The 12,106-nt window shown below is 63.1% G+C and carries 9 protein-coding genes; 7 read left to right on the forward strand and 2 right to left on the reverse strand.

Annotated features, from left to right (window positions below; genetic code table 11):
• Window positions 1-187 precede the first annotated feature (187 nt).
• The 6 genes from ACZYTC_RS15420 to ACZYTC_RS15445 are packed head-to-tail and all read left to right on the forward strand — an operon-like array spanning window position 188 to window position 5,288.
• Entirely contained in the window at window positions 188-886 is a 699-nt protein-coding gene (locus ACZYTC_RS15420; protein ID WP_434955225.1) for an ABC transporter permease, read from the forward strand.
• On the forward strand, window positions 883-1,614 hold the full coding sequence (locus tag ACZYTC_RS15425; RefSeq protein ID WP_434955224.1) for an ABC transporter permease: 732 nt from the start codon (window positions 883-885) through the stop codon (window positions 1,612-1,614). The genes ACZYTC_RS15420 and ACZYTC_RS15425 overlap by 4 nt, the downstream gene beginning before the upstream one ends.
• Window positions 1,601-2,410 carry an inositol monophosphatase family protein gene (locus ACZYTC_RS15430; protein ID WP_434955223.1) on the forward strand — a complete coding sequence of 270 codons (810 nt, stop codon included), beginning with the start codon at window positions 1,601-1,603 and terminating at the stop codon, window positions 2,408-2,410. Before ACZYTC_RS15425 ends, ACZYTC_RS15430 begins: the two co-directional genes overlap by 14 nt.
• A gap of 23 nt (window positions 2,411-2,433) precedes the next feature.
• Entirely contained in the window at window positions 2,434-3,699 is a 1,266-nt protein-coding gene (locus tag ACZYTC_RS15435; RefSeq protein ID WP_488989947.1) for a cysteine desulfurase-like protein, read from the forward strand.
• Between the two features lie 16 nt (window positions 3,700-3,715).
• On the forward strand, window positions 3,716-4,825 hold the full coding sequence (locus ACZYTC_RS15440) for an aminotransferase class I/II-fold pyridoxal phosphate-dependent enzyme (RefSeq protein WP_488989948.1): 1,110 nt from the start codon (window positions 3,716-3,718) through the stop codon (window positions 4,823-4,825).
• Between the two features lie 16 nt (window positions 4,826-4,841).
• A complete protein-coding gene (locus tag ACZYTC_RS15445) occupies window positions 4,842-5,288 on the forward strand; it encodes an NUDIX hydrolase (RefSeq protein ID WP_434955220.1) in 447 nt (148 codons plus the stop codon).
• A gap of 135 nt (window positions 5,289-5,423) precedes the next feature.
• Here the strand turns inward: ACZYTC_RS15445 and glmM are convergent, their stop codons facing one another.
• Together glmM and glmS are read right to left on the reverse strand one after the other, a co-directional pair.
• The gene (gene glmM, locus ACZYTC_RS15450; protein WP_434955219.1) at window positions 5,424-6,767 is read right to left on the reverse strand and encodes a phosphoglucosamine mutase; all 1,344 of its coding nucleotides are present in this window, start codon (window positions 6,765-6,767) and stop codon (window positions 5,424-5,426) included.
• A gap of 289 nt (window positions 6,768-7,056) precedes the next feature.
• Window positions 7,057-8,880, reverse strand: a complete 1,824-nt coding sequence (gene glmS, locus ACZYTC_RS15455; RefSeq protein ID WP_488989949.1) for a glutamine--fructose-6-phosphate transaminase (isomerizing) — start codon at window positions 8,878-8,880, stop codon at window positions 7,057-7,059.
• Between the two features lie 1,094 nt (window positions 8,881-9,974).
• Here glmS and ACZYTC_RS15460 point away from each other — a divergent pair.
• Entirely contained in the window at window positions 9,975-12,065 is a 2,091-nt protein-coding gene (locus ACZYTC_RS15460) for a glycosyltransferase (RefSeq protein WP_488989950.1), read from the forward strand.
• The last annotated feature ends 41 nt before the right edge of the window (window positions 12,066-12,106 follow it).

A 12,106-nucleotide genomic window follows, 5' to 3' on the forward strand; every position in this document is an offset into this window, starting at 1 on the left:
CGGCACGGCCATAGGCCGTGGGAAGGGGGTCCAGGGGCTGAAGGACTCGACCAACGACCCTGGATCCCCTTCCCGCCACCTCCGGTGGCGCCGGGGATGACGGGGCACGAACCGCAAGCAACCCCAAACGCCTCGCCGTCAGCTGCGCTGGCTTCTCTTCCAACCCCGCTGTCGGAGCGTGTTGGCCATGGACTTCTTCTTGGGCTGGGGGACGCAGATCGCCTTCGGCTTGCTGGTAACCATCGAGGTCGCCGTACTCTCGCTGCTGCTCGGCTTCGTCTGGGCCATGCTGGGCGCGCTGGCGCAACTGTCCTCGAACGCCTTCCTGCGCGGCCTCGGCCGGGGCTTTGCCGTGGTCGTGCGCGGCACGCCCGAACTCCTGATCATCCTGATCGTCTATTTCGGCGGCACCGTCGCGCTGACGGCCCTGATGAAGACCGTTCGGCCCGATGCCGCCTATGTCGAGATCCCGGCTTTGCCGGCGGGCGTCTTCGCACTCAGCCTCGTCTTCGGCGGCTATGCGTCCGAGGTGCTGCGCGGCGCCTTCCTGGCCCTCCCGAAGGGCGAAGTCGAAGCCGCCCAGGCCTTCGGCATGTCCTCCCTGACCAGCTTCATTCATATCCGCCTTCCCTTGATGTGGCGCTACGCCTTGCCGGGCCTCGGCAACAACTGGATCTCGCTGATCAAGGACACCTCGCTGATCTCGATCGTCGGCCTGGAGGAGATCATGCGCGTCAGTTCGATGGCGACGTCCGTGGCGGGCGACCCCTTCCGCTTCTACGTGATCGCCGCCATCGCCTATCTCATCCTGACCATCGTCAACACCTCGGCGGTAGACGCCCTCGAGCGCTGGGCCGCGCGCGGCGAAAGGAAGCTCGCGCAATGAACCTCGATCTCATGCTCGAAAGCTTGCCCGCTTTGCTCAAGGGCACGGCGATCACGCTGCAGCTCCTGGCCGCTTCCCTCGCCTGCGGCATGCTCATCGCCATTCCGGTGGCGATCCTGCGCATCAACGGCAACGGCGTGGTGCGCCTGATCCTGCATTGTTACATCTATTTCTTCCGGGGCACGCCGCTGCTGGTCCAGATTTTCCTGGTCTATTACGGCCTCGCCCAGTTCGATGTGGTGCGCGACAGCGCCCTCTGGCCCTATCTGCGCCAGGCTTCGGTCTGCGCCATTCTGACCTTCAGCCTGAACACCGCGGCCTATACCGCCTATATCTTGCGCGGCGCCATCCAGGCCGTGCCGGCCGGCGAGATCGAGGCGGCACGGGCCTGCGGCATGTCGACCGCCCTTGCCTATCGCACCATCATCCTGCCGCATGCCTTCCGCCTTGCCTTGCCGGCCTATGGCAACGAGGTCGTCAGCATGCTGAAGTCGACCTCCCTCGCCAGCACTATCACCGTGATGGAGCTCACCGGCGTCGCCAACACCATCGTAGCGCGCACCTTCGCCCCTTATGAGCTCTTCATCACCGCCGCATTGATCTACCTCGTCATCACCTATGTCCTCACCTCGGCCCTGCGTGCTCTCGAGCACCGGCTGAGCCGGCATAGGCGCCCCCTCGTCCAATCGCGTACCAACCTTGCCGAAAGCTCCCATGCAACGACCTGACCTCGAAGCCTTCGCCGCTTTTGCCGATTCTCTTGCCGATGCCAGCGGCGCCATCATCCGCGAGGCCCTCGCCAATCAGCGCGAATTCCTCACCAAGGACGATGCCAGCCCGGTCACCGAGATCGATCGCCGGGTGGAGGCCCGGCTGCGCGAGCAGATCGCGCGGCACTATCCTGGACACGGCATTCTCGGCGAGGAATTCGAATCGGCCGACCTCGACGCCGAATGGGTCTGGGTGATCGATCCCATCGACGGCACCAAGGCCTTCATCACCGGCATCCCGACTTTCGGCACCCTGGTCGCCCTCGCTTATCGCGGCGTGCCGGTGCTCGGCGTGATCGACAATCCCGTCACCCATGAACGCTGGATCGGCGCCGACGGTGTTCCCAGCACGCTGAACGGCAGGCCCATTCGCACGCGCGCCTGCACCGAGTTGAACAACGCGATCCTGGCCAATGGCAATCCCGAGCCCTTCGACACGGCAGAACAGGCCGCGTTCCAGGACCTGCGCGGCCAGACCCGCTGGTGCGTCTATGGCGGCGGCTGCCATGCCTATGGCCGCGTGGCCGATGGCGCGCTCGACATCAGCACCGATGGCGGGCTCGACGCTTTCGACTATTGCGCGCTTGCCCCGATCATCCGCAATGCCGGCGGCGCCATCAGCACCTGGCAGGGCGAGGAACTGACCATCCGCTCCGGCCGCCAGGCCATCGCCGCCAGCGCCACGCCCGCTCTGCATGTGCAGGTGCTCGCCTGCCTGTCCACGCAGACGCCCAGCCTACGCGCCAGCCGCTGACGTTGGCCGGAAAGGATTTGACCATGACCACAAGCATTTGGGACATCGAAGCCGTTCGCTCCGCCTTCCCGGCGCTTTCCCTCCGCGACGACGGCAAGCCGCGCATCTATCTCGACGCGCCCGGCGGCTCGCAGGTCCCCCACCGGGTCGTTGACGCAATGACGCGCGTGCTGGTCGACAGCTGCGCCAACGAAGGCGGTCCCTTCCGCACCTCGCAGGACAGCGATCGCATCCTCGCAGGGGCCTACCAAGCGGCCGCGGCCCTGCTCGGCGCGGCGGCCGACGAGATCGTGTACGGGCTGAACAGCACCTCATTGCTCTTCCATTTCTCGCGCATGATCGCACGCGACTGGCGAGCCGGCGACGAAATCGTCCTCACCCGCATGGACCATGACGGCAATGTCGGCCCCTGGCTGATCGCCGCCGAGGAGCGCGGCGTCACCGTGCGCTGGCTCGATTTCGATCCCGAGACCTTCGAATATCGCTACGAGGCGCTCGACCGGCTGATCGGGCCGCGCACCCGGCTGGTGGCTTGCAACCACGCCAGCAACATGTTCGGCACCATCAACGACGTCGCCCGCATCGTCGCCGCCGGCAAGGCGGTCGGCGCCGTGACCATGGTCGACGCAGTGCAATCCGCCCCGCACATTCCGGTCGACGTGCAGACGATCGGCTGCGACCTGCTCGCCTGCTCGGCCTACAAATTCTTCGGTCCGCATGCCGGGGTGCTTTATGTGCGCGCCGAGCTGCGCGACAGGCTGGTTCCCCTCAAGGTCCGACCCGCCGCCATGGACATGCCCTGGCGTCTCGCCCCGGGCACGCCCTCCTTCGAGGCCCTCGCCGGCACGCAGGCCGCCATCGAGCATATGGCCTGGCTCGGCGAGGCTTTCGGCGGGACGCAGGCAAGTGAGCCGCTCCGGACCCGGATCGTCGCCGGCCTGGAGGCCGCCACCGCCTATGAGGCTGAGCTGATGGACCGTTTCCTGGCTGGCCTTGCCGATATCGAAGGACTCAAGCTCTTCGGCGTTGCCAGCCGCAACCGGCTCGATGCCCGCGTGCCGACCTTCAGCTTTCGCCTGGAAGGCCGGACACCGCAGGCAACCATGGCGCATCTCGCCGCCGGCAACATCTTCGGCTGGGCCGGTGATTTCTATGCCCATGAGGCGTCGGGCGCCCTCGGCCTGCGCGAGAGCGGCGGCGTCGCCCGTCTCGGCCTGTCGCACTACACCAGCATGGCCGAAGTCGACGCCACCCTCGATGCGCTCGCCCGCTTCGCGTCGAAATCCTGAGTGGGAAAAAACAGCAATGAAATATGCCCGCATGGTGATCGAGAAGGAGGCGCCGGAGGAATATGGCTATGACCGTATCCGCTACAACCTCTCCGAGAGCTCGGTCCGTGACAGAAAACTCTCAGATTTCGGCCTCGATATTCCCGATCTCACGCTGTTTTACGGCGAACATCGTGGCGAGGAGCGTCTGCGCCGGCTGATCGCCTCCCAGGATGAAGGCCTCTCGCCCGACGACGTGCTTGTGACGGCGGGCGCGGCCGGCGCCCTCTTCATCATCGCCACCACGCTACTGTCGCCGAGCGACCATCTCGTGGTGGTCAGGCCCAATTACGCCACCAATATCGAGACGCCCCGCGCCATCGGCTGCGCGATCACCTGTGTCGATCTCGATTTCGAGACCGGCTTCGCACTCGATCTGGTCAAGGTGGCGGAGGCCATGAGGCCGGAAACCCGCTATATCAGCGTGACCTGCCCACATAATCCAACCGGAACCATGCTCAGCCAGGCCGATCTCGACGGGCTGATCGCCCTGGTCGAGCAGGCCGGCTGCAAGCTGCTGGTCGACGAAACCTATCGCGACCTCAGTCATGGTGGGGTCCTGCCGGTGGCGGCCTCGCTCAGCCCGAGCGCCATCAGCGTCTCCTCGCTTTCCAAAGCCTACGGCGTGCCCGGCATTCGCGTGGGCTGGATCATCACGCGCGACGCCGAACTGCAGGAGCGTTTCCTTGCCGCCAAGGAGCAGATCGGCATCTGCGGAAGCGTGGTGGACGAATGGATCGCTGGCAGCGTGCTCGAACGGCGCGGCCCCTTCCTCAGGGAGCAGGCGGGCTTGATCGCCGATCGCCTTGCCATCATGCGCGAGTGGATCGCGGGCGATCCCAAGCTCGAATGGGTCGAACCCAAGGGAGGCGTGGTCTGCTTTCCGCGCTTCCGCCATCCGCCCGGTTTCGACTTCGATGCCTTTTACAAGGATCTGCTGGAAAGCTTCGGAACCTATGTCGGCCCCGGGCACTGGTTCGAGATGCCGCGTAACCATCTGCGCATCGGCTTTGCCTATCCGCTCGAGGAAGAACTGAAGCAAGGCCTGGCGCAGATCTCGGCCGCCATCCGCAAGCACGGCGCCTGAGCGGGAACGGCGGGCAATGGCGAAGATCAAGGCCAGGGACCAGAAGTCACTGACGAGCGGCGCGGCGCTCCGTCAGGTCGCGGCCCTGCCTTTTCGCCGGCGCAAGGGCGGCGGCATCGAGGTGCTGGTGCTCACTTCGCGCCAGACCCGCCGTTTCATCATCCCGAAGGGCTGGGCCGAAGGCCCCAAGACCTGGAAATGGGCGGAGCGCGAAGCGCTGGAGGAAGCCGGGATCCTCGGCAAGATCAAGCGCAAGCCTATCGGCCAATACCGCTATTGGAAGCGCTTCAAGAGCCATTTTGGCATGGTCGAGGTCGACGTCTATCCATTGAAGGTCGAGAACGAACTTGAAAGCTGGCCCGAAGAAGCCCAACGCCTGCGCAAATGGCTCTCGCCCGAAGACGCCGCCTTGCTGATCGACGAGCCGCAGCTCGTCTCGCTCATCCGCAAATTCGCCCGTTGAGAGATTGAATGGCGACCGTCCTTGCGGAAGCAACGAAGCAATCCAGCTTTGCGTTCATGCAAGGTTGAATTGCCACGCTGTGCAACCTGATCGCGATCTTTGGTGGTCGGGTCCCGGGACCCGGCCACCAAAACCTCACGCCGCCGCCTTTGTGATGGCGTCGATCACCTCGTCCACGGCCGTTTCGACGTTGGCGCGGTCGTCGGCCTCGGCCATGACGCGAATCACCGGTTCGGTGCCGGAGGGGCGGATGACCAGGCGGCCGCCATCCCCGAGCTGCTTGCGCGCGCCCTCGATCACACTGGCCACCTTGGGATCATCCAGCACCTTGCGGCGGCGGATCCTTACATTCTTGAGGATCTGCGGCAGCGGATCGAAGCGATGGCAGACTTCGCTGACCGGGCGATCGGTCTTCTTGAGCACCGCCAGCACTTGCAGGGCGGCGACCAGACCATCGCCGGTGGTGGCGAAATCCGACAGGATGATGTGGCCCGACTGCTCGCCTCCGACATTGTAGCCCTGCGCCCGCATGCGTTCGAGCACGTAGCGATCGCCCACTGCGGTGCGTTCGAGTTGCAGGCCAAGCCCGCCGAGATAGCGTTCCAGGCCGAGATTGGACATCACCGTGGCGACGATGCCGGGCTGTGTCAGCTTGCCTTCTTCCTTCCAGTCGGAGGCAACCACCGCCATCAATTGGTCGCCGTCGATGACCCGCCCCTTCTCGTCGACCATGAGGACGCGGTCGGCATCGCCATCGAGGGCGATGCCGATATCGGCACGCAGATCCCGCACTTTCTGGGCGAGTGCCCTCGGAGCAGTCGAGCCGACATCGCGGTTGATGTTGAAACCATCCGGCTCGACACCGATGGTAATCACATCTGCGCCGAGTTCCCAAAGTGCCTCGGGCGCGACCTTGTAGGCGGCGCCATTGGCGCAGTCGAGCACGACCCTGAGGCCGTCGAGACGCAGCCCGCGCGGCAAGGTGCGCTTGGCGAATTCAATGTAGCGAGCATGCACGTCGTCGATGCGCCGGGCGCGGCCGAGATCGCGCGAACCGGCCAGCCGCGACGACAGATTGGTATCGATCAGGGCCTCGATGGCGCGCTCGGTCTCGTCCGACAGCTTGAAGCCGTCGGGGCCGAACAGCTTGATGCCATTATCTTCATAAGGATTGTGCGAGGCCGAGATCATCACGCCGATGTCGCACCGCAGTGAATTGGTGAGCATCGCCACGGCGGGCGTCGGCATCGGGCCCAGCAGCATCACGTCGACGCCCACGGCGGTGAAGCCTGTTACCAGGGCATTCTCGATCATATAGCCCGACAGGCGGGTATCCTTGCCGATCACCACCCGGTGGCGATGTTCGCCGCGCTGGAAGGCAAGGCCGGCCGCCATGCCGACCTTCATCGCCAGTTCTGGCGTAATGACACTATTGGCCAGGCCACGGATCCCGTCCGTGCCGAAATATTTGCGACTCATGTGATAACCCCGAGCTTTCGAGGCATGGCTGCAGCATCCTGACTGCAGAGCCTCAATTATTGTTTCCGCGTTACTTGCGCCGCTTGCACCAGCATCGGGCCGGCCCAGTTGCCGTCTTGAGGCTCGGTTCCGGCCCGATGCTGCAATCTCACAGAGCAAGGCGCGTTCATGGCTGAACGCCCGTCTGCTCCAACGCTTTGTTTCCCGGCCAATCCAACGGATTGGCTAGAGCGCCCTTGCGATTCCGGGTAATGCCGTCAAATCGCAGGGCGCTTCGGCGATCCGGTGCCTATTCCACCGTCACGCTCTTGGCGAGATTGCGCGGCTGATCGACATCCGCCCCGACGAGCGCCGCTGTGTGATAGGCGAGCAGCTGGATCGGCACCGAATAGACCAGGGGCGAAACCACTTCCGGCATTGCCGGCATCACGATCGTCCTTGCACCGGAAAGCGAAGCGGCCTCGGCGCCTTTCTCATCGGTGATCAGGATGATGCGACCACCACGGGCGGCAACCTCCTGCATGTTCGAGACGGTCTTCTCGAAGATCGCATCGAAGGGAGCGATGACCACCACGGGCATGCTCTCGTCGATGAGGGCGATCGGGCCGTGCTTGAGCTCACCAGCGGCATAGCCTTCCGCATGGATGTAGCTGATTTCCTTGAGTTTCAGCGCACCCTCCAGGGCGAGCGGGTAACTGGTGCCGCGGCCGAGATAAAGCACATCCTTGACCTTGGTGAGGTCGCGCGCGCAGGCCTCGATCTCATGATCGAGCCGGAGCGCCTCCGTCATCAGGCGCGGCGCTTCGATCAACGCCCGCACCAGCTCCTTTTCTGCCTCGACGGTCAGCGTACCGCGGGCCTTGCCCGCACCGATCGCCAGGCAGGCAAGCACCGCTAACTGGCAGGTGAAGGCCTTGGTGGAGGCAACGCCGATCTCAGGGCCGGCAAGCGTGCGCACCATGGCGTCCGCCTCGCGCGACATCGTGGAGGTCGACACGTTGACGACGGCAAGCGTGTGCTGGCCATGCTCCTGGCAATAGCGCAGCGCTGCCATTGTATCGGCCGTCTCGCCCGACTGCGAGACGAAGAGCGACAATCCGCCCTTTTCGAGCGGCGCTTCGCGGTAGCGGAACTCGGAAGCGATGTCGACCTCGACCGGCAGGCGCGCATAGCGCTCGAACCAGTATTTCGCCACCTGTCCGGCGAAGGATGCCGTGCCGCAAGCCGAGATGGTAAGGCGGCTAAGGTTCTTCCAATCGAAAGGCAGGTCCGGCAGACGAACGGTTTCGCTGGTCATGTCGATCAGCGAAGCCAGGGTGTGGGAAATCACCTCCGGCTGCTCATGGATCTCCTTGGCCATGAAGTGGCGATAATTGCCCTTTTCGACGATGGCCGCCGAAATCTCTGCCTTCTGGATGGGGCGATCGACTTGATTGAACCCCGCATCGTAGATAGTCGCGGTAGAGCGGGTGATCACGACGCTATCGCCGTCTTCAAGATAAGCGAAAGTATTGGTCAGTGGACCGAGAGCAATAGCGTCCGATCCCAGGAACATCGCCCCATTGCCATAGCCGACCGCCAGTGGCGGCCCAAGCCGGGCACCGATGATGAGATCATCCTCCCCCGCGAACAGGAATCCGAGCGAGAAGGCACCGCGAATACGCTTGAGGCATGCCTGCACGGCCTCGATCGGCGTAAGGCCCTTTTCCAGCTCTCGCGTGACGAAATGCGCGATGACCTCGGAATCGGTTTCCGACTGGAAGCTGGCGCCATCGGCCCTTAATTCGTCGCGCAATTCGCGGAAATTCTCGATGATGCCGTTATGAACGACGGCCACCCGCTCGGTTGCATGCGGATGGGCATTGTCTTCAGTAGGCCTGCCGTGAGTCGCCCAACGGGTATGGCCGATACCGCTGGTACCGCTAAGTGGTGCCCGACCGAGCTTGGCTTCCAGATTGACCAGCTTGCCCTCGGCGCGCCGGCGGACGATGGCTCCGCCCTCCAGGGTTGCAATACCGGCGGAATCATACCCCCGATATTCCAGTCTTCGCAGCGCATCCACCAGCGGCATGGCCACTGATTCGCTGCCAAGAACACAAACAATACCACACATGTGCTCTACCTTATCTTGGTCCGAATCAAAACAATGATGTTTTCGATTAAGGAACTCTGGATAGTAGGCATATTCAAAATGCCCTATGTTTTGTAACGGCAGGCGGCCGCCACCCATCTCGACGCAAAGCCGCATGACGGGGTTGGCCAGACATTCGAGCAAGCTTCCGGCACCTTACAAGGCGCCCGCCACCCCCTGCCGATTTGTTGTGATGAGATTGACGGTCAACCGTCGAAATCCCTTGCCGCGACAGGCTGGTGTTGGATTGCCCACCCTGCGGCGACCGGTCCGGACACAGCGCCAAGACGCACGGAATGGCGGCCCGAAATCGAACCGCCCCATACTTCCCTGCCTCGCAACTGATCGCACCCCGGTCATAAAAGATTCATCTACAGTCAGCCCCGTGAACTCAACATACACAATATGTTCAGAATATGGTCAGTGTAAATACAGCACATTTCTTCTGTTATACCCATCACGTTCATATTGATGAACAAAATGGGGTTTGATCAGCCTATTTATGGTTATTCAAAATTGGCTTCACCAAGCAGAAAACATTATAAGCTTGCAATCCATTTTCGATGAGTCTAAAAAGCCGACTCGCTGAGGTTGGCAATGCCATAGGTACTGATGAATCGTGCCGTATGGGGCATTGGTTGAATCGGAGGACGGATGGCGAAAGAGGCCTGTGCGCTATCGATATTTCTGGGCGCAGCAGTTCCACTCGCTCACGCTGCCCATCCATTCGCCAGAGCTCCGGCGCTCCGTTCGGCTGCGCGGACATTGCTGCATTGCAATATCTGCAGGTCTCGTGCGGGGCGAACGTTCGGCGTGATTGCGCATGTCGGTCCACCGCCACGCGCTGCAACCGACTGCTCGAAACGGACATGACGCCGCCCGAGGGGAAAACAAAAGAAATTGGAATCGCTCAAAGAAGCGACCCACATTTCTTGCTGTAGACGCCTAGACAATCATCAGTTGAAAACCAAATAGTTGCCTTACTTGCGTCATTCTTTTGTAAAGATTATCTGATCTTTATGGAATTAATGATTGAGTATGGAATCTATACATGGGCAACCACGGGATAGGCACTATTGAAACCTAACAGATTTCCATCGTCGGAGACCGCCGACGCGCCTTTACTCTCGGTCCATGAGAGTGGACACGCTTGGTTTTCTACCGTCGACGTCTATTCGCAAGCCGTGCGCGCCGAATGCGCCGATCTGGTCAAGCGTGCCGACAATGTCGAAACCGCCCAGGTTGCGCTTCCGCGCCTGAAATATCTGCTTTCCCGCTTCCCGGGGGAGCTGGACGTCAATCTCTCCCACGCACTCGTCGCCGAGATGACCCGTGTCCGCGAGGGCATGCTGGAGCTATGGACTGACGTCCACGAAAAATTCCCCGACAATTACCGAGCCCTGCAATATCGGTTGCGCTGGCTGTCACGGCATCAGCGCACCACCGAAGGCCTCGAAATCCTGGAGCGCCATTATCCCGGCGTGCCCTCCGACGCGGATCGGCGCCTCAACAAGGCCGAACTCCTCGTCGAACTGCGAGAGATCGCACCTGCCAAGGCACTGTTCGTCTCAACCCTGGCCGATTTCCCGGACTCCAAGAACGCGTCGCTCATCTACGCCAAGCGGCTGCGCGAATGGGGGGAATTGACCGAAGCCCTGGCGATCCTGGATCGGCTTCTGGCAACCGAACAGGCGCCCAAGAATGCCTCGGTGATGGCCGAGGAACTGCGCAAGGGCATGGAAGTCCTCGACCGGCACGCACCGGACTGGCGCACATGCGGCATACCTGCACGCATCGTGGTGCTGAGGACGGCCATCGACATCTTCCGCAACCGATCCGTGCGTCCGGTGGCGCCGGGCCGGCTCGGCTCCGTCTCGCTGATCACGGGCAGCCTCGGCACCGGCGGCGCGGAACGGCAGCTTGCCCGCACGGCGGCGCGGCTGGAGCGCACCCGGCGCGAAAGCGGCAGCATCTCCGGCCGGCAGATCCGCGGTCCGATTCAGGTCGTGGTCAAGTCGCTCAGCCGCGAGAACAATCACGATTTCTTTCTGCCCATGATCGCCTGCGAGCAGGTCGAGGCCTATCAGATCGACAACATGACGCCGGCCCGCCCGGTGGACCTCGTGGCGGAAGACAGCGATCTTCGGCATTTGCTGCCCCTGGTGCCGGCCCATGCCGCCTTCGGCGCCCAACGCCTGGTCGAGCACTTCCGCCGCCATGGCACCGACGTGGCCTATATCTGGCAGGACGGTGCCGTGCTATTCGCCGCACTGGCGGCGCTCGTGGCCGGTGTTCCACGCATCGTCCTCAATGCGCGCGGCCTGCCGCCGGTTTTGCGCCCCCATCTGTTCCGGGGTGAATATGAGCCGATGTACCGGGCCCTGGCTCAAATTCCAGGCGTGGAGTTCATGAGCAACAGCCATGCAGCCGCCAAGGCCTATTGCGATTGGCTCGGCCTGCCGCAGGAGCGCTTCAACATCGTTCATAACGGTGTCGAGCATCTGCCGCCCGACCCGAACGAGACCGATGAAGAACGCTGGCAGAAATTCGAGCGCCGTACGGCGGATGCCACCGAAACGATCGGCGGCGTGTTCCGCATCGATGTCGACAAGCGCCCGGAACTCTGGATCGATTTCGCCCGCGCCTATCACGAGGCCCGGCCCAACGCCCGCTTCGTCCTGGTCGGCAGCGGGCCGCTGCTGCCCCGCGTGCGCCAACGTGCCGCCGAACTCGGCATAGCAGACCGAATCCTGTTCGTGGGCCGTTCGGCCAGCGTCGGCTATTGGCTGGCGAAGATGGATGCCTTCGTGCTGCTGTCGCGCTTCGAGGGCCTGCCCAACGTGCTCATCGAGGCCCAGCTCGCCGGCATTCCGGTGGTGAGCACCCCGGCCGGCGGCGCCTGCGAAACCTTCACGCCGGGCGTGACGGGATTGGCCACCGACACGGTCGAGGCGGTCGATCTCGAAGCCTTATGCGCCAAGGTGGCCCACGTCATCGACTGGCGGCGCTCCGATCCAAGCCTTGCGGATCGCATCCGGCAGATCGCTTCCGAACGCTTCTCCACCACCCTGATGGTGCAGCGAACCGTGGATTTATTGGCAAGTCCGCCGGCGGCAGATCCTCCAGCCGAGCAACCACGGAAATACAAGAGGGCCCGCGCCCGCTGAACGCCACAGCCGGAGGCGAGCTGTCGACGATACCGACGACA

Source organism: Labrys sp. F242, from assembly GCF_057813875.1.

Coding starts and splice junctions, on each gene's coding strand:
- ACZYTC_RS15420 (WP_434955225.1), top strand. CDS start 188: ATGGACTTCTTCTTGGGCTGGGGGACGCAGATCGCCTTCGGCTTGCTG.
- ACZYTC_RS15425 (WP_434955224.1), top strand. CDS start 883: ATGAACCTCGATCTCATGCTCGAAAGCTTGCCCGCTTTGCTCAAGGGC.
- ACZYTC_RS15430 (WP_434955223.1), top strand. CDS start 1,601: ATGCAACGACCTGACCTCGAAGCCTTCGCCGCTTTTGCCGATTCTCTT.
- ACZYTC_RS15435 (WP_488989947.1), top strand. CDS start 2,434: ATGACCACAAGCATTTGGGACATCGAAGCCGTTCGCTCCGCCTTCCCG.
- ACZYTC_RS15440 (WP_488989948.1), top strand. CDS start 3,716: ATGAAATATGCCCGCATGGTGATCGAGAAGGAGGCGCCGGAGGAATAT.
- ACZYTC_RS15445 (WP_434955220.1), top strand. CDS start 4,842: ATGGCGAAGATCAAGGCCAGGGACCAGAAGTCACTGACGAGCGGCGCG.
- glmM (WP_434955219.1), bottom strand. CDS start 6,767: ATGAGTCGCAAATATTTCGGCACGGACGGGATCCGTGGCCTGGCCAAT.
- glmS (WP_488989949.1), bottom strand. CDS start 8,880: ATGTGTGGTATTGTTTGTGTTCTTGGCAGCGAATCAGTGGCCATGCCG.